We start from the raw sequence: 16,125 nt of genomic DNA, 5'->3' as shown, positions 1-16,125 counted from the left end.
CTCAAAGTCTAGCGCGACAGCATCCAACATGCGAACCTACTGTGCCGAATGGCGTTCAGAAAGCTGTGCTGTATCTGTCATCGGCGGCTTCGGCCCTTGAGCAACGATGCGATAGGCAGCATACTCAATCGTCAATTTCGCTTCGCCGCCGATACGTACATGGCTCACCGCGACGCTGCGTTCCGGCAACCAGAACCGACCATGTTTGCCATACCGCCAGTCAAAACTCGCGCGATTGATCCACCATGACGGATTCTTCGCCGGCTCGCCCTGCACTCGCACAACCGCATAATCATCCTCGTTTACCCAGATACGGCCGCGATATGTCAGCTTGTTGTCCACCTTTGGAGAGACTCGCAAGATCCACGCCGGCACACCGTCTACCGTCTCCTGCCCAAGCAGCTCGAAGCTGTAGTTCTCCGGCGAAAGCATCGTTTGCACGCGATTTCCCCGCTCCGAAGCTTCTTGCTCCGTCTCGACCATCTTGCGCAGCACACGCTCGCAAATCAGCTTCGAGCCTGTCTCAGAGACTACGGTCAGATGCTTTTCACCCTGAGCCCCATACTCCACATGCACGGCAATCTCGCCATGATGCTCGCCGCCCGTGCCGTGATATTCCACGCGGTAGGCTCGTTCGCCCGTATAGCTATCGAGTTCCCGCTGCCTCTCCGCATTTCTAACCTGAAGTTCATGGACAATCGCATCTGCTGAAGGTCCATCCTGCGCCCACACCGCGTGTGTACCCATCAGACACACGCCCGCTAAAACCAGCCCACCCGCTAGCTGCTGCATGGAACCACCTCCATACCTCAAGGTGATTCCAGCACAGCTGCACCGGTATTTGTGCAAACGTCCGATGTCTGGGAGGCAATTTAACGATGAATAAGACCGTTGCTCAGGCCTTCGCGAAAAGCTCCTCACGCGGGTCTTCGGGGTTCAGTTTGGCCAGTTCGCGCAGAATCTCTTTCGAGCGCTCATCCTGAACCTTGGGCACCACGATCTTCACTTCGACGATCTGGTCGCCGCGCTTGCCTTCATGCACCGCCGACGCCACACCCTTCTCGCGAAGCCGCAGCTTCTGCCCCGTCTGCGTTCCCGGCGGAATCTTCAATTGCGTCCGCGGACCGCCGTCATGCGTATCGATCGTCGGGACGTCGATCTTTGCGCCCAGCGCCGCCTCCGACACCGTCACCGGCACTGTCACATAGATATCGTCTCCGGTTCGCGTAAATACCGGATTCGTTCCCACCTTGATAATCAGATACAGATCACCCGCAGGGCCGCCGTTCGTTCCTGCATTACCCTTCCCTGCCAAACGGATTCTCTGTCCGTCACGTGTGCCCGGCTTAATGCGAAACTCCAGCGGCTCCGTCTTTGTGACGACACCGTCACCGTGGCATGTAGGACAGGTATTTTGCACCTTGCCTGAGCCACCGCATCGCGGACACTGAATGTTGAACTTCATCCGCCCACCCATTTGCGTCACCTGGCCCGATCCGTGGCACTCCGGGCACTCCACACTCCCACCCGTCGTCGCCTTGCCCTTGCACGTCGGACAGATCTCCTGCCGCTGAATCTCCAACCGCGTCACGCCACCTTCGATCGCCGTCCAGAAGTCCACATGAATCTGGTACTCGAGATCTGTACCTGGCTGCGGCCCGCGCGATGCCTTATTTCGCCCGCCAGTAAACATCTGGCTGAAGATGTCGCGGAAGCCGCCACCACCCGCTTGCTCCTGTTGTCTTCCCTCACCAGTAAAATCTGAGAAGTCAAAGCCGCTGAAGTCGAACGGAACCTCCTGCGCCCCGCCTCGACCGGCCTGCGTCCCACCAAAGCCGCCATAACCGCCACGGGCCGCAGCCTCAGCCGCCGCGGGATCGATGTTGTCCGAATAGAAGCCCAGCTGGTCGTAGATCTTTCGCTTCTTCTCGTCGCTCAGCACATCGTTCGCTTCGGAGATCTCTTTGAACTTCTCCTCGGCTTTCTTGTCGCCCGGATTTACATCGGGGTGATACTTCCGTGCCTGCTTGCGGAACGCCTTGCGGATGTCATCCGCCGTCGCCGTTTTCTTGACCCCAAGCACTCCGTAGTAGTCTTTATTCTTCGTCGTCGCCATAATCTCTATTCTTCTCGAACTTCACTGGCCCTCTTCCTATTCTGCAACCAGCTCAGCTTGTCCGCACCTTCAAAATTCTCGTATCACTCTGCCTGGCACGTAGGACACCAAAACAAGTTCCTGCCCGCCATCTCCTGCTTCTTCACCACGGTTCCGCAGATAAAACACGGTAACCCATTACGCCGGTAAACATAATGGGCCTCTTCCTTCAATGCCTGCCCAGTCTTATGCGGACGGTCGACAGGTTTTGTCGTAATAATCCTGCGATCCACCATCGCCTCCGGCATCAATACAGTCGCATCTTTCCATATCGACCGCAGGGTCTTTTCATCTACATCTTTGCCCGGTTTAAACGGACTGAGCCTCGCGCGATACAACAGTTCAGCGCGGAAGATATTGCCCACACCAGCAAACATCGCCTGGTCCATCAGTAGCTCGGCGATTGGCTTGCGACTCTTCGCCACCTTAGGCAGCATCTTCTCCGGCCCATCACCATTCAACGGATCGGGACCAAGCTTCTTCACCAGCCCATCCCACTTTTCCTGCGTATATAACGAGCAGTCCATCGGCCCGCGAAGCTCTACCCAGGCAATCTGTTCCGGATCAAGATGCCCTGTACCGTCATCCTCCGAGTACCATGCATGACGTTTGCTCTCGCCTGGAATCGCCGGCTTCCTGATCTTCGTCGCATTCCACATCCGCAGACGCAACGCGCCCTTCACCTCCGGCAGCGGCCCAGAGCCTTCGGTAAAGTCTCCCTGAAGCCCCAGATGCACATGCAGAATCCTGTCCTTGCCGAAGTCATACCCCAGGTGCTTACCAACGGCCATCACGCGCTCCAGCTTGCGTCCGTCGATCACATCGGCATCGGTAAACCGGCCCTGCGGACCATCCACGCGGACCGGCTTGCCTGCAAATGCTGCCTCGTGCCGCGCAGCCCAGCGATGAATCTCATTTCCCTCCGGCATCGTTCCACGCCTCCAGACAAACGATGGGCGACGGTACTGGCCTTAGCCAGAAAACTACCGTCGCCTGAAATTTTCACTGCTTCTATTCTAGAAAAACGACTCACAAAAACTGTGTTCTCAAACCAGAGAAAATCGTTCAGTTCCAGATCTGTTTCGCCTCGATCGCTTCAATCGAAAACATCTGGTCGGGCTCCATCTGCTGCATCTTCCGTACAAACTGCTCCGCTTCCTCCCGCGTATCAAACATCATGCGGTTATAGAGCCGGCCTGCACGAACCTGATCGCATCTCCACATCGTCTCGGTCATCGCCTTGCCTCCTGTGTATCGATTGAGCTCCAGGTTCTCTAACCACAACTGATCGGAGAGTTCTTCTTCACTCCTTCTGCTATTCACGTTCAACACCTTTCCTGAGAGTAAGTCGCACAATACTACACGCCATACAATCCATCGGGCCTAATAAAGCGAGAGGGGCACCCGCTTACGAACGCCCCTCTACACCTCTTTCATCTTTGCCTTGCTGGCAGGTGCAGACGCCTTACTTTTTATCGTCTACATCCACGTATTCGGCATCAATAACACCTTCGTCCTTCTTTGGCTCTTCGGCTGTTGCCTGGGCAGCCTGCTCCGGCTGTCCCGTTGAAGCATTGGCCTTGTACATCGCCTCTGCAAGCTTATGGCTCGCAGATGTTAGACGATCCTTTGCCGAATTCAGCTCACTTGCGCTCGGCGATCCGCTCAACGTCTTCTTCGCTTCTTCCAAGGCCGACTCAACGTCGCCCTTGTCCGAACCGGAGACCTTGTCACCCGACTCACGCAGCATCTTCTCGACGTTGTACACCAGGGAGTCCAGTCCATTGCGAGCCTCAATCCTCTCGCGCTGTTCCTTATCCTCGGCGGCGTGCGACTCGGCTTCCTTGGCCATGCGCTCAACCTCTTCCGAGCTCAGCCCCGAAGAACTCGTAATCGTGATCTTCTGGTCTTTGCCCGTCGCGTTGTCCTTCGCCGTCACGTTCAGAATACCGTTCGCGTCGATGTCGAAGGTCACCTCGATCTGGGGCACGCCACGCGGAGCCGGAGGAATTCCGCTCAGCTTGAATTTGCCCAGAGTCCTGTTCTGCGCCGCCATCGGACGCTCGCCCTGCAGCACGTGGACTTCAACCTCAGTCTGGTTGTCAGCCGCCGTCGAAAACGTCTCCGTCTTCTTCGTCGGAATCGTCGTGTTGCGCTGGATCATTGGCGTCGCTACTCCACCCATCGTCTCGATGGAGAGAGTCAGCGGAGTCACGTCAAGCAGCAGCAGATCCTTCACATCGCCAGCCAGAACGCCAGCCTGAACCGCAGCGCCGATCGCAACGACCTCATCCGGGTTCACACCCTTGTGCGGCTCTTTGCCGAAGAGCTTCTTGACGAGTTCCTGGATTGCAGGCATGCGGGTCTGTCCGCCGACCAGCACAACCTCGTCAATCTTGCTGGCGTCAACGCCCGCATCCTTCATCGCCTGCTTGCAGGGTCCAACTGACTTCTCCAGAAGGTCGGCCACCAGCTGCTCGAGCTTCGCACGTGTCAGCTTGCGCACCAGATGCTTCGGCCCACTCGCATCGGCAGTAATGAAGGGAAGATTGATCTCCGTCTCCTGCGCCGTTGAAAGCTCGATCTTGGCGCGCTCTGCCGCGTCCTTCAGACGCTGCAGAGCCATCTCGTTGCCCTTGGAACGCAGGTCGAGACCCGTCTCATCCTTGAACTCCTTGATCAGCCAGTCGACGATGCGCTCGTCCAGATTGTCGCCGCCCAGGTGCGTATCACCGTTGGTCGACTTCACCTCAATCACGCCCTCGCCAACCTCAAGAATTGAGATATCGAACGTACCGCCGCCGAAGTCATACACGGCAATCGTCTCGTCCTTCTTCTTGTCGAGGCCATAAGCCAATGCAGCCGCCGTCGGCTCGTTTACGATACGCTTTACCTCGAGACCGGCAATCTTGCCCGCATCCTTGGTCGCCTGACGCTGCGCGTCGTTGAAGTACGCCGGAACCGTAATGACAGCCTCGGTCACGCTCGTGCCGAGATAGTCCTCAGCAGCCTTCTTGAGCTTCTGAAGGATCATCGCCGAGACCTCCGGCGCGGTGTACTCCTTACCCTGTGCTACGACGGCAATATGATCGCCCTGCTTCACAACCTTGTAGGGCACCATCTTCATCTCATCGCTCACCTCGTCATAGCGGCGCCCCATAAAGCGCTTGATCGAGTAAATCGTGTTCTCCGGGTTCGTGATCGCCTGACGCTTGGCCACCTGGCCCACCAGACGCTCACCACTTTTGGTAAACGCGACGATAGAAGGGGTAGTGCGTCCGCCTTCCTCATTCGGAATAACCTTCGGTTCGCCGCCTTCCATAACGGCGACGCACGAATTGGTCGTTCCGAGGTCAATTCCAATAATTTTTCCCATCACTTCTCTCCTCATAAACAGACAACGGCCCTGGTGCGGTCTGAGATCGCTTGACTCACCTTTGCATCATCACACCTTGAGTCACTTACTGTCAATCTATCTGATGTTAAATAATGCAATATGGATGCACAGATTTGACAAATTCCCCCAACTCAATTCCTTAGCCAAACCATTCGTCACCTCCTGCCACCATTTGGTCATTGCTCCAAAGAACCATCAAAGTTAACCTTCATCCATTGAAAGGCTCTGAAGTCCTGTAATTTGAACAAATTCTGCCTGCGGAGAAACACCCATGCGTCCCCGTAAAGCTTCTGACCCTCGCCGTACCACCCGCCGTCTTCTCAAAGTAGCCACCCTCGGAATAGCTGGACTGGTAGCCGGTCTACTCTCCGGTTGCTCTTCTAATGCCGCTGCCCGCTTCTCTACCTGGCGCTCAGGCGACACCCTTACGGCCACCCGTCGCTTTGAGAACCTCGATTATCGCCGGACCCCTGAGATCCGCCACGCTCCCAGCCTCCATCGGAACCAGCCGTTCTCTCCCGTACATTCCAGCGCCACAGCCTATGCCCTTGCCGGAGAGATCGACGCCATGGGCCACCATTACGAGTCCCGCAGCTACGGTCAATAGGACGGCCAGCCTACTCACAGGTCTGACACGATTTTCCCGAATGATGTCCTCCACTCTTGGCGCGCCAACTTCGGCGCGCTTTTTTTGCCGTTTATCGCTCATCTCCGCGATAACATGCTGCCCTGTCGCTACGACTTACTGCGATCGACATCCAATTAGGTGTAGTTTCTATAAACGCTCTCTTCTCCGGAAGACAAAGGCAGGTTCATGTCCAGTACCGCAGCCGTACCAGCGGACCGCTCCGCCGAAGTCACTCACGGGGTCAATCCCTGGCTCATCGCCGCGTCCGTCATGCTGGCCACCTTTATGGAGGTGCTCGACACCGCCATCGCGTCCGTCGCGCTCCCCTATATTGCCGGCTCCCTTTCGGCCTCCAATGATGAGGCCACCTGGGTCCTGACCAGCTACCTGGTCGCGAATGCCATCGTCCTGCCCGCCAGCAACTGGTTCTCTCTGCGCTTCGGGCGCAAGAACTTCCTGATCATCTGCGTCATCATCTTCACCGTCGCCAGCTTCGCCTGCGGAGCAGCCCCCACGCTGCCCATTATGCTGCTGGCCCGCATTGTCCAGGGAGCAGGCGGCGGCGCGCTCCAGCCACTTTCCCAGGCCATCCTCTTTGAATCTTTCCCACCATCCAAGCGCGGAGCCGCAGCAGCTGTCTTCGCCTTCGGTGTCGTCGTCGCTCCCGTCCTCGGCCCAACACTCGGCGGCTGGCTTACCGACACCTATTCCTGGCGCTACGCCTTCTACATCAACATCCCCGTCGGCATTCTTGCCGTTATCATGATCTCCCGCTTCGTCCACGACCCGCCGTACATCAAGAACGCCAAAGTCCCGGCCTTCGACAACCTGGGCTTCGGCGCTCTCGTTGTCTGGACAGGCCTGCTGCAGGTCATCCTCGACAAGGGGCAAGAGGACGATTGGTTCGGAGCTAGCTGGATTTGCATCGCCTTCCCCATCATGATCGCGGCCTTCCTTTGGTGGTGCTGGACCTCCTGGCATCGAAAGAACCCGCTGGTCAATCTGAAGGTCCTCAAAAACCGAAACTTCGCCATCGGCTGCCTGCTGATATTCCTCTTCGGCATCGCCATCTACTCCACCGTGACCGTGCTGCCGCTCTTCTATCAGGAGCTGCTTGGCTACACCGCCTTCACCGCAGGGGTCGTCGTCGCCCCGCGTGGGCTGGGAGCCATTTGCGGCATGCCTGTTATCGGGTACCTTTCCAATAAGGTCGACCCACGGTACCTGCTTACCTTCGGCTTCGTCGTCTTCGGACTGACGACCTTCTACTTCGGACAGATCACGCTCGACATCTCACCAACCACTCTGCTCGTTCCGATCCTCATCACCGGCTTCGGGCTCAGCTTCGTCTTCGTGCCCATTACCACTGCGGCTTATGGGACTCTGCCAAACGAACAGCTCGGCAACGCCAGCGGACTCTTCAACCTGATGCGCAACGTAGGCGGCAGCATCGGCATCTCGGTCGCGCAGACTCTGCTTACCCGCCGCACCGCCGCGCACCAGAATTACATCACTAACTCCGTCCCCATCACGGGCCAGCAGTTCCAGAACGCCGTCCGTAACACCACCGGAGCACTCACGAACTATTTCGGCCCGGCGAATGCAGCAGGGCCTGCCAATGCGACGCTCTATGGTGAGCTGCAGCGGCAGGCTGCAAGCTGGGCCTTCGTCGACGTCTTCCGCTGGCTATCTCTGCTCAGCTTCTCCTGCGTTCTCGCTGTGTGGATGCTCAAGAAGGTAAAACCCGGTAAAGGTCCCGCCAACGTGCACTAAGGTGTATAGACAACACCGTCACTTGCGCTTTTTCGCCCCGGTAGCTTCCGATTTCTCCAAGCACAGGCATTGCAAGCGGTGCCATACTTTCCCCCATGAAGCCCTCCGATTTTCGCCGCATTGCTCTCTCCCTTGACGGCACCGAAGAATCCTCCCATATGGGAGCGGCTGACTTCCGCGTCGGCGGTCACATCTTCGCCACCCTCGCTTCTGAGAAACAAGGCTACGGCAACCTTATGCTCAGCCCGGAGCTGCAGCAGGCTTTCATTACAGACCAGCCTGATATCTTTCTCCCCATCGCTGGAGGCTGGGGCCGCATGGGCATGACGCACATCCGACTGACTCTCGCAACAGAAGACATCCTCACCGGAGCCCTACGCGCCGCCTATAACCTCCGTCTCGAGAAAAACCAGCGCACAGCAAAAAGCCGTAAATCGTCGCGAAAATCCTCCTCCCGGCCCTGATCTTCCGTCACAAATTGACGGAAATTTACCTCCAGCCGCAACACACTCCATGACTCAAGCGAGTAGGATGAGGGCCGTTCGCTCATTCCACCTAAAGGAACTGAATATGTCACAACCCTTCGTTCACCTTGAACTCAACACTCCCGATCTAGCAAAAGCAAAGGCATTCTACTCCGGCCTCTTTGGCTGGACCTTCGATGACCAGAACATGGGCCCTGCAGGCACATACTCCATGTTCAAGGCCGGGGAGGGCCCCGGCGGAGGTATATTTTCCATGCCCGGCACTCCCACGGAAAAAGCATGGGTACCTTACGTCGGCGTCGAAGATCTGAAGGCCGCTACAGACAAGGGTGCGTCGCTTGGCGCAACCGTTGTGATGCGCGAGCAGGTCGTTCCCGGCCATGGCATCTTCTCAATCCTCGTCGATCCGACGGGAGCACCAATCGCCTTGTGGCAGGCAACGGGCAGCAAGTAGTTCTATGTGTATGGAATCACCCGGGCGCTCCTATAACGGAGCGCCCTTTATTGCGGAGTCGTTGGAGCCGACCCAGAAGACGACGAAGGAGTCGTTGACCCAGGATTCGCATTCAATCCAGGACTGGCACTCGGCGCTGTCCCTAAGCCGAAACTGTTCGTGCTGCTCGAAGCGGCTCCTCCCAACAAGGCTGCCTTGGCCTTGAGCTGCTCGATCCGCGGATCATACAGAAATTCCCATGTCTGGTAAGTCGTCTGCTCATTGACAATCGAAATCGAATCGCCCGTCTTCGAGCTACCGACACCGACGATCGGTGCGCCCCCAATAGAACTCAGTTGGCTGCTTCCGCTATTTGCCCCCGTAGATGATCCCAAACCTGAACCTGGGCCGGAATTGGGGCTGCCGGAGTTGTTAGAAGAGCTCGAAAAAGGCGAGGAGCCCAAGCTAAAACTGGAGCCAGTTGGCCCTGTGCCTCCGCCCGTACCGCTAGAGCCTGAGCTGGTTGGGCTGCTGCCGTTAACCGTCGCGCTTCCGCCTTGTCCCGGCGAAACCATTGAAGCCGCTGATCCCAACCCGCCTGCACCTCCCGGCAACCCCGAAAGCGGCTGGCCGAAGAATCCTTTTACCGTCGTCTTCGCTTCGCCCTGATGGATCAGCCGCCAGTTCGGCTTGCCCGTCATGGGATCAACATACTTCTGGCGCAGGAAGCGGATGTTGTTCGACTTCTCCAGCTGCTCCATGTTGCCCGGATAGTGCCCGAACTTGCGATAGTAGAGCTGAATCGCGCGGACATACTCATTGGCACGATGAATCGATTCGACTTCCTGGTCACGCCGCAGTGCGCGCGCTACCTTAGGGGCTGCAATACTGAGCGTCAGCAAAACCAGAAACACCAGCACAACGACTCCAATAAGCATGAAGCCTTCTTCGTGCTGCGTTCTGTTGTTTCTCTTACTCATGATTCACTTCCTCAATGCGAGAGCGGAAGAGTCTGGCGGTTGTTGTTCGCCATGTCCTCCACCAGCACTGAGTTTGCCGACACTGTTATGACGCGATACCGGCGCTGAACGATATCGCCGTCCATCGCAAGAAACACATCCTGCCCATGCAGCAGGAGCGCCTGACGCTTTCCGCCCGCCGCAGTCGCTGTCCCAAAAAACTTCAGGTCGATTGGAGGCGGTGGCGGTGGTCCAGGTGGAGGAGTGTAAACAGGTGGAGGCGGAGTCTTCGGTCTAGCCGAGGCAATCGGCTTCGGTATCTCAACCGGCGCTGAAGCTACCGAGAAGATATTCCGACCCGTGCCGGAATACACCAGCTTCTCGGTCATCAGCATCGGACCCATCTTCAAGGTCGGATCGAGTTGCGCTGAGGTTGTGCCCAGGCTCTTCGCCGTGCCGCTGGAAGCCGTCGCTGTAGCGGGAGCCGCAGGCTGTGTCGTCACAACAGGCTGCACCGGTCTCGGCGCAGGGCTGCTGTCGCTCAGCTGGTAGTACAGAATGCCTGCAGCTACCAACACAAACGCACCCACGGCGATCGCCTTCTTTTGCACATCAGGAGTCAGATTCATTGCGCGCCGCTCCTGCTCGCTGCCGTTGCAGGCAGAGCGCTGTCAGCCGCCTTCGCCGGTTTGCCTCCACGCTCCGTAGGGCGCAAATATGTAGTCAGCGCAAGTCTGAGGCCCACAGTGCCACTCTGTTGCCCGGTAAGAGCCACGCCGCGGATCAGGAAGAACATCTTGTCCCGCTCCAGCGAGTTCATAAACAGGACCAGCGGACGATAATCGCCATTGAGGCTCGCATCCATGCGAACTTCTGTCAGCATTTTGCCGCCTTCCAGCACCGGCGACTCCGCATATCCCACACGAACCAGCTTGACACCCTGCTTCTTCGTTAGCGCGCCAAGTTCGGCCAGCACATCGGAGTATGCCACCGGCAAACGCGCATCGTAGAACTTATCCGCATCTTCAGTCGCTGTCGTCAGCTTAGCGTCCAGCCCCTCGAGAGGTTTCTTGGCGATCTCCGCCGTCTGCATGGCTACTGTCTGCTGCGCAAGAGCATTGGCATCTTCGCTGTTCGCTGCCCGCCATGCGAGGCCCATCTGCACCAGTAGATACAGATTCACCACTGCCAGCGCGGCAACCGCCGTGTAATAGAGGTTCAGCCGTGTCACCATGCGACGCGTCCTCTCGGTTGCGCCCTGCATGCCCTGCGCCACTGCTGCGACTCGCGTCATCGCCGTCATCGCACACCACCCATCAACGGCCGCTGCTTTGGCGGAGCAGCTTTTGCGCCGCGCGCACGCCGCGGGACCTGCAATCTGTCGCTTTGTTGCATCGAATCGGCAGAATCTGGAGTAGTCGGCGCAGCTTCTTCCTTCGTCGCTTTGACTGGCTCCGACAACGGGTTATATCCACTCAGGATGTCGAACTCCACCGCACCCGGTGACGCAGTCTGCTGAAAACCACCGCGGCCGTTCGATTCCTGCGCCTGTGCTGATTCACTTGCCAGCCGGGGAGAGATAAACCGCTGCGCGCGCTCGAGATTACGCACCAGTTGTACGGCGCGGTCGCGATCGCCGCTGACGCGCAGCCGTATACTCACCTCGCCGCTCTTCGAGGTGACCGGCTCGATGCTGGTCACCTGCACACCGGATGGCAGTACGCGTTCGAGGTCCATCATAACGGCCGTCCAGCTGAAACTTTTACGTACGAACAATGCATTCAGGAACTGGCTGCGTTCAAGCACGGCCATGTTCTGCGGCTGACGCATTCGCGCTTCGTTGCGCTGACGCTCCGTTCGATACTGGAGCGTCTTCGCCTTCAGTGCATTCATCTGCGCTTCAGCACCACGAGCTTTGGCGTTCAGGGAACGCAGCGCAAATGTAAACGCCACGGCCAGCAATGCGAGTGCAATAACGGCAAGGCGCAGCTTCGCGAACAACGGACGCAGCTCGACAAATGGACGCGTTGCAAGATTGACGGAGATCCGCATCAGTTCCTCAACGCTCCCCGGACGCCGGCAAGCCAGCCACGCGGCACGCGAGACGCCGCGCCGGCGGTCAGTCCATCGGCGCCTACTATCTCACGCACCTTCAGCGCTGTAATACCGTTTTCCTCCAAAATTGTCTGCAGACCATCGGCTCCAATCGTTCCAGCCGAGAATATCCCATCAGGAACCGACGCGAGTGTGTCCTCGAAGTAGGCTACGGCGACACTTACCGACTGGGCCACCTCACGCGCAGAACCATGCGCTTCAGCCTCCAGTACCTGCGTCTCGATCAGTGCCTCAGCCTCAATGCGGTCGTACACCACACCGGCAGCCTGCAGGGTTTCCAGCGAGCGTGCATCGGTAGGATCGCCAGCCAGCTCCAGCGCGCGATGCAGCAGTAAAGCTCCGCGACGAACGATGGCTGTCGTCACACCGCCGCGTCCTGCATTGGCGACAAGCACAGGAGCCTCCTGTTCATCGAGACAAGCCAGCGTAGCCAGCGTTGAAGGCAGGACCGCTCCCGGCATATAACCAGCAGCCGTCACCGCGCCTTCATATTCCGCCAGAACATCGCTTGGCATCGCAACCACCAGCACCTGCACGCTGCCTCGTTCGGCTGACATCACCTGGTAGCTCACCGCTGCATGATCGGGATCGAAAGGCACAAGCTTTTTCAGCCGGAAACGCACGATCGGGAGCGCCTCGGCAGGCTTTGCAGGCATCTCGTCGAACTCCAGCAGGAGAACCCGTGTCGCGGCATCGGGTATCACCAGCGTGACATAGCGCGTACGCTCGCCACCGCGGGCAGCCACGACGTCCAGCGCCTCGCGTAATACGGCAGCCAGCCGCATTCCATCGACAACATTACCCGCCTTCAGGCCCGGCATAAGAACGCCCTCGGGCAACGAACGCTCGGCCACAGCAGCAAGCAGCGCCTGCGCATCTTCGGCCCTGGCTGCAACGACTCCCTCGGGCCTGACCTCAACGGCAAGCCGGGGGCGCGTCCCCAGGTTTTTCGGCAAAATCTCCATTCCGTCCCAGCTTATCCTGTATCTCGCGCGCAGTTCGCAATCACAAGGGTTAACGTCCCGATTCGATAAACGTAACCTTGTTGATCTCCTTGAGCGTCGTAATTCCGGCCCTCACCCGTTCCAGCGCAGAATCGCGCAGGAAGGCCATCCCCTTCTCACGGGCCTTCTTGCGAATCTCGCTTCCGGGCTTCTTGGCCAGCAGCATCTCGCGAATCTCGTCGTCCAGCTCGAGCAGCTCGTGAATCGCCGAACGGCCGCGATATCCAGTGCCGCCGCACTCCATGCAGCCGGCGCCCTCGCGGAAGCGGAAACTGCGCCACTCGTCTGCATCGAGGCCGCTGGCAAGCAGCGTCGCGTCGTCGTAATACACTTCGCGTGCGCAGAACTCGCATATCTGGCGAACGAGCCGCTGCGCCAGGATACAGTTCAGCGCCGAGACGAAGTTGTAGGGTTCGACGCCCATATTGAGAAAGCGGCCCAGCACGTCGACCACGTTGTTGGCGTGAACAGTGGTGAAGACGAGATGACCTGTCAGCGCCGAGTTGATGGCAATCTGCGCCGTTTCGGCGTCGCGGATCTCACCGACGAGAATTTTGTCTGGGTCATGACGCAGAATAGAGCGCAAGCCGCGAGCGAAGGTGAGGCCCTTCTTCTCGTTTACCGGAATCTGCGTAATGCCGCGAATCTGATACTCGACGGGATCTTCGATGGTGATGATTTTGTCTTCTTCGCTCTTGATCTCGTTGAGCGCCGCATAAAGGGTTGTCGTCTTACCCGAACCGGTCGGTCCGGTGACGAGCACCATGCCGTAAGGCTCTTTAATGTAACGGCGGAAGCGCTCAAGGTCGCGCTCGGCAAAGCCGACAACGTCGAGCGAGAGCTTCTTGAATTTCTCGCTCATCGACTCCTTGTCGAGCACGCGGAGCACCGCGTTCTCACCATGCACGGTCGGCATGATGGAGACACGGAAATCGATCAGGCGGCCTTTGTAGCGTACGCGGAAGCGTCCGTCCTGCGGCACGCGGCGCTCGGCGATGTCGAGCTCGCTCATGACCTTGATGCGTGAAAGGATCGTCTGGTGATGTTCGCGCGCAATGGGAGCCATCGCCTGCTGCAACACGCCGTCGATACGGTACTTGACCAGCAGCGAGTCGTCGAAGGTTTCGAGATGGATGTCGGAGGCACGGCGTTCGAGTGCGGTGAAGATCGTTGTATCGACCAGACGGATGATCGGCGAGATGTCGTCTTCGCTGGTCAGCCGCTCGATAGAGATGTTCTCATCCGGGTTGTCTTCGTTGGAGAGGACATCGAAGGCCAGCCCCTCGCTCGCCTCGTCGAGCACACGCTGCGACTGCTCCGTCTTCTTGAGCAACTCATTGATCTGCGACAGGGTTGCTACACGTGTCTCAAGACGCGTTCCGAGGAGACCGGAAATCTCATCTAGCACCATCAGCTTCGAGGGGTCGGAGACGGCGATTGCCAGCCGCGAGCCGACCTGCTCCAGCGGCACGAAACTGTAGCGGAACATCATGTCCACCGGCACGCGCTTGAACAATTCGTGCTGAATCTTGAAGTTCTTCAGGTCGACAAACTCGGCGTGATAGCGGCGAGCCAGCGTCTGCGCCCGCTCGACCTCGTCGACACCCAGTTCACCGACTGGAATCGCCAGTGGAATATTTGCCATACCCGTAAGACTCCCGTACCGCTTAACCGTTACTGATCGACCAGAACCGTCTCAAATGTGAGATCGCTTTGCTCCGGCAAAGTGGCCCATGAAATGAACGGCGACAAAAAAGGACACCTGTGTTTTTGTAACTGCAACAAAGTAAATAACAACTGCATCTGTGTGTGGATTGATTTCCCGCTGGCCAGATGCTCAGGTCTATCGTACTATTCGTCTCACCTATTTTTTGCTGATCCTGGGTCCCATCATTTCTACATCTTTTGGAGGATCTTCCGCATGAGCAGCAACGCCAATCCCATCACCGATTTTGCCCATAAAACCGCCAACTGGTCTCTCGTGCTCAGCATTCTCCTTATTCTCGCCGGCTTCTTTACGCTGATGATTCCTTTTGTCGGCGGTATCGGCGTTGCCATCTTCGTGGGCTGGGCGCTGATTGTCAGCGGCGTAACGCACTTTATCCTCGCCTTCAAGACTCACACCACGGGAAGCCTCCTCTGGGAGCTGCTGCTCGGTGCAATCTATCTTTTCACCGGCGTCTATCTGCTTATGCATCCGCTCGCCGGGCTGACGACGCTTACACTGCTGCTGGCCATTTACCTCTTCACCGAAGCGGTTTTCGAGGTTGTCCTCTACTTTCAGGTTCGTCCGCGGGACGGATCGGGCTGGCTGCTCTTTGATGGACTGATCACGTTCCTGCTGGCTCTGATGATCTGGCGGTCGTGGCCATCGAGCAGCGTCTGGGCTATCGGTACGCTGGTCGGAGTCAGCATCCTCTTCAGCGGTATTTCACGCCTGATGTTGTCGCTGGCGGCAAAGCGGGTTCTAAAGGCGTTCTAAGCGAACTACTGCCCATTCGCGTTCAGCGAGTTGATGAGCGCATCGGCCTGCGCCATGGAGCCGTCGAGCTGTGTCAGCAGCACATCGACATCGGTTGAGATCTGTGTGGATGTTCCCTTCAACGAGCCGATGGCGCGAGCGTTGAGGTTATGTTTCAGGAAGATTACCTGATCGTGAAAGGCCGCGAGTACAGGCGTCATGCGCGCCTCGGTCTGGCGCATCGACTTGATATAGCCTGCTTCCTGCAGCCTCGACTGGCGCAGCATGTCGGCCGACTGCTGCTTCAACTTTTTGTTCTCCATCCCATCGATCTCCTTCTGCCACTCCTTGAAAAGATCCGATGAGACCTGATCGATGGAGTCGATACGGTCGTGGAGCTTCTTCGCACTTTCTGCGGCCTTTTCGTACTGCCCGTTCAGCTCCTTGTACTTCTTTTCGAGCGAACCACCTTGAAAACCGGTCAGTTCCTGGAATTTTTCCATCGTCGTTTGAATCTGCTCTTTGGCTTGCTGCTGGTCCTTCTTCGAGTCCTTTACGCGCGAGACGAGAATGTCGCGCTTCTCTTTTCCCAGCGTCGCCATCGCTTTGTAGTACGTTTTCGTACAGCCTGCAAGCAGCAGCACGCACAGGAAGCCGCAGCAAACCGAGAGGGTGGATCGGCTTTGCAAAGTCATCAAAGTACCTCACTTGTCCA

The 16,125-nt window shown here is 57.7% G+C and carries 17 protein-coding genes; 5 read left to right on the top strand and 12 right to left on the bottom strand.

All coding sequences use genetic code 11. The annotated features are described in order from the left end of the window. Window positions 1-36: 36 nt before the first annotated feature. The 5 genes from KFE13_RS15905 to dnaK form a co-directional block, all read right to left on the bottom strand. Window positions 37-792, bottom strand: a complete 756-nt coding sequence (locus KFE13_RS15905) for a LolA-like protein (protein WP_260704266.1) — start codon at window positions 790-792, stop codon at window positions 37-39. 103 nt (window positions 793-895) lie between these two features. Beyond that, on the bottom strand, window positions 896-2,116 hold the full coding sequence (locus tag KFE13_RS15900) for a J domain-containing protein (protein ID WP_260704263.1): 1,221 nt from the start codon (window positions 2,114-2,116) through the stop codon (window positions 896-898). 83 nt (window positions 2,117-2,199) lie between these two features. Continuing rightward, window positions 2,200-3,084: an Fpg/Nei family DNA glycosylase gene (locus tag KFE13_RS15895; protein WP_260704261.1), complete on the bottom strand. Its 885-nt coding sequence runs from the start codon at window positions 3,082-3,084 to the stop codon at window positions 2,200-2,202. 136 nt (window positions 3,085-3,220) lie between these two features. Further along, a complete protein-coding gene (locus tag KFE13_RS15890) occupies window positions 3,221-3,391 on the bottom strand; it encodes a hypothetical protein (RefSeq protein ID WP_260704259.1) in 171 nt (56 codons plus the stop codon). Between the two features lie 229 nt (window positions 3,392-3,620). After that, on the bottom strand, window positions 3,621-5,531 hold the full coding sequence (gene dnaK / locus KFE13_RS15885; RefSeq protein ID WP_260704256.1) for a molecular chaperone DnaK: 1,911 nt from the start codon (window positions 5,529-5,531) through the stop codon (window positions 3,621-3,623). A gap of 292 nt (window positions 5,532-5,823) precedes the next feature. On the opposite strand from dnaK, the gene KFE13_RS15880 reads away from it, so the two are divergent. The 4 genes from KFE13_RS15880 to KFE13_RS15865 all read left to right on the top strand — a co-directional run bounded on the left by KFE13_RS15880 (window position 5,824) and on the right by KFE13_RS15865 (window position 8,892). After that, window positions 5,824-6,159, top strand: coding sequence for a hypothetical protein (locus tag KFE13_RS15880; protein WP_260704242.1), 336 nt, complete (start codon window positions 5,824-5,826; stop codon window positions 6,157-6,159). A 207-nt stretch (window positions 6,160-6,366) separates the two neighbouring features. Next, window positions 6,367-7,953 carry a DHA2 family efflux MFS transporter permease subunit gene (locus tag KFE13_RS15875; protein WP_260704240.1) on the top strand — a complete coding sequence of 529 codons (1,587 nt, stop codon included), beginning with the start codon at window positions 6,367-6,369 and terminating at the stop codon, window positions 7,951-7,953. A gap of 95 nt (window positions 7,954-8,048) precedes the next feature. Next, window positions 8,049-8,417, top strand: coding sequence for an MmcQ/YjbR family DNA-binding protein (locus KFE13_RS15870; RefSeq protein WP_260704238.1), 369 nt, complete (start codon window positions 8,049-8,051; stop codon window positions 8,415-8,417). A 106-nt stretch (window positions 8,418-8,523) separates the two neighbouring features. After that, complete coding sequence (locus KFE13_RS15865; protein ID WP_260704236.1) at window positions 8,524-8,892, top strand: VOC family protein; 369 nt, start codon at window positions 8,524-8,526, stop codon at window positions 8,890-8,892. 47 nt (window positions 8,893-8,939) lie between these two features. Here KFE13_RS15865 and KFE13_RS15860 read toward each other — a convergent pair whose 3' ends face one another. From KFE13_RS15860 to KFE13_RS15835, 6 genes are read right to left on the bottom strand one after another with little or no spacing between them, the layout of a single operon-like run. Next, window positions 8,940-9,851 carry a type II secretion system protein gene (locus KFE13_RS15860; protein WP_260704234.1) on the bottom strand — a complete coding sequence of 304 codons (912 nt, stop codon included), beginning with the start codon at window positions 9,849-9,851 and terminating at the stop codon, window positions 8,940-8,942. A gap of 11 nt (window positions 9,852-9,862) precedes the next feature. Continuing rightward, complete coding sequence (locus KFE13_RS18625; RefSeq protein ID WP_313900655.1) at window positions 9,863-10,459, bottom strand: hypothetical protein; 597 nt, start codon at window positions 10,457-10,459, stop codon at window positions 9,863-9,865. Further along, window positions 10,456-11,133, bottom strand: coding sequence for a hypothetical protein (locus tag KFE13_RS15850; RefSeq protein ID WP_260704232.1), 678 nt, complete (start codon window positions 11,131-11,133; stop codon window positions 10,456-10,458). The genes KFE13_RS18625 and KFE13_RS15850 overlap by 4 nt, the downstream gene beginning before the upstream one ends. Further along, on the bottom strand, window positions 11,130-11,882 hold the full coding sequence (locus KFE13_RS15845; protein ID WP_260704230.1) for a PilN domain-containing protein: 753 nt from the start codon (window positions 11,880-11,882) through the stop codon (window positions 11,130-11,132). The genes KFE13_RS15850 and KFE13_RS15845 overlap by 4 nt, the downstream gene beginning before the upstream one ends. Beyond that, the gene (locus KFE13_RS15840; RefSeq protein ID WP_260704228.1) at window positions 11,882-12,910 is read right to left on the bottom strand and encodes a type IV pilus biogenesis protein PilM; all 1,029 of its coding nucleotides are present in this window, start codon (window positions 12,908-12,910) and stop codon (window positions 11,882-11,884) included. Before KFE13_RS15840 ends, KFE13_RS15845 begins: the two co-directional genes overlap by 1 nt. Before the next feature lie 49 nt (window positions 12,911-12,959). Continuing rightward, the gene (locus KFE13_RS15835; RefSeq protein WP_260704226.1) at window positions 12,960-14,594 is read right to left on the bottom strand and encodes a GspE/PulE family protein; all 1,635 of its coding nucleotides are present in this window, start codon (window positions 14,592-14,594) and stop codon (window positions 12,960-12,962) included. Window positions 14,595-14,870: 276 nt separating this feature from the next. Between KFE13_RS15835 and KFE13_RS15830 the strand changes: the two genes are divergently transcribed. Further along, a complete protein-coding gene (locus tag KFE13_RS15830; RefSeq protein ID WP_260704225.1) occupies window positions 14,871-15,431 on the top strand; it encodes an HdeD family acid-resistance protein in 561 nt (186 codons plus the stop codon). A gap of 5 nt (window positions 15,432-15,436) precedes the next feature. Here the strand turns inward: KFE13_RS15830 and KFE13_RS15825 are convergent, their stop codons facing one another. Beyond that, window positions 15,437-16,105, bottom strand: a complete 669-nt coding sequence (locus tag KFE13_RS15825) for a DUF2959 domain-containing protein (RefSeq protein ID WP_260704223.1) — start codon at window positions 16,103-16,105, stop codon at window positions 15,437-15,439. Window positions 16,106-16,125: the final 20 nt, after the last annotated feature.

The organism is Edaphobacter flagellatus (assembly GCF_025264665.1).
In the GTDB taxonomy this organism is placed as follows: Bacteria; Acidobacteriota; Terriglobia; order Terriglobales; family Acidobacteriaceae; genus Edaphobacter; species Edaphobacter flagellatus.
This window is presented reverse-complemented; position numbering and strand designations above follow the sequence as displayed.

Coding starts and splice junctions, on each gene's coding strand:
- KFE13_RS15905 (WP_260704266.1), bottom strand. CDS start 792: ATGCAGCAGCTAGCGGGTGGGCTGGTTTTAGCGGGCGTGTGTCTGATG.
- KFE13_RS15900 (WP_260704263.1), bottom strand. CDS start 2,116: ATGGCGACGACGAAGAATAAAGACTACTACGGAGTGCTTGGGGTCAAG.
- KFE13_RS15895 (WP_260704261.1), bottom strand. CDS start 3,084: ATGCCGGAGGGAAATGAGATTCATCGCTGGGCTGCGCGGCACGAGGCA.
- KFE13_RS15890 (WP_260704259.1), bottom strand. CDS start 3,391: ATGACCGAGACGATGTGGAGATGCGATCAGGTTCGTGCAGGCCGGCTC.
- dnaK (WP_260704256.1), bottom strand. CDS start 5,531: ATGGGAAAAATTATTGGAATTGACCTCGGAACGACCAATTCGTGCGTC.
- KFE13_RS15880 (WP_260704242.1), top strand. CDS start 5,824: ATGCGTCCCCGTAAAGCTTCTGACCCTCGCCGTACCACCCGCCGTCTT.
- KFE13_RS15875 (WP_260704240.1), top strand. CDS start 6,367: ATGTCCAGTACCGCAGCCGTACCAGCGGACCGCTCCGCCGAAGTCACT.
- KFE13_RS15870 (WP_260704238.1), top strand. CDS start 8,049: ATGAAGCCCTCCGATTTTCGCCGCATTGCTCTCTCCCTTGACGGCACC.
- KFE13_RS15865 (WP_260704236.1), top strand. CDS start 8,524: ATGTCACAACCCTTCGTTCACCTTGAACTCAACACTCCCGATCTAGCA.
- KFE13_RS15860 (WP_260704234.1), bottom strand. CDS start 9,851: ATGAGTAAGAGAAACAACAGAACGCAGCACGAAGAAGGCTTCATGCTT.
- KFE13_RS18625 (WP_313900655.1), bottom strand. CDS start 10,459: ATGAATCTGACTCCTGATGTGCAAAAGAAGGCGATCGCCGTGGGTGCG.
- KFE13_RS15850 (WP_260704232.1), bottom strand. CDS start 11,133: ATGACGGCGATGACGCGAGTCGCAGCAGTGGCGCAGGGCATGCAGGGC.
- KFE13_RS15845 (WP_260704230.1), bottom strand. CDS start 11,882: ATGCGGATCTCCGTCAATCTTGCAACGCGTCCATTTGTCGAGCTGCGT.
- KFE13_RS15840 (WP_260704228.1), bottom strand. CDS start 12,910: ATGGAGATTTTGCCGAAAAACCTGGGGACGCGCCCCCGGCTTGCCGTT.
- KFE13_RS15835 (WP_260704226.1), bottom strand. CDS start 14,594: ATGGCAAATATTCCACTGGCGATTCCAGTCGGTGAACTGGGTGTCGAC.
- KFE13_RS15830 (WP_260704225.1), top strand. CDS start 14,871: ATGAGCAGCAACGCCAATCCCATCACCGATTTTGCCCATAAAACCGCC.
- KFE13_RS15825 (WP_260704223.1), bottom strand. CDS start 16,105: ATGACTTTGCAAAGCCGATCCACCCTCTCGGTTTGCTGCGGCTTCCTG.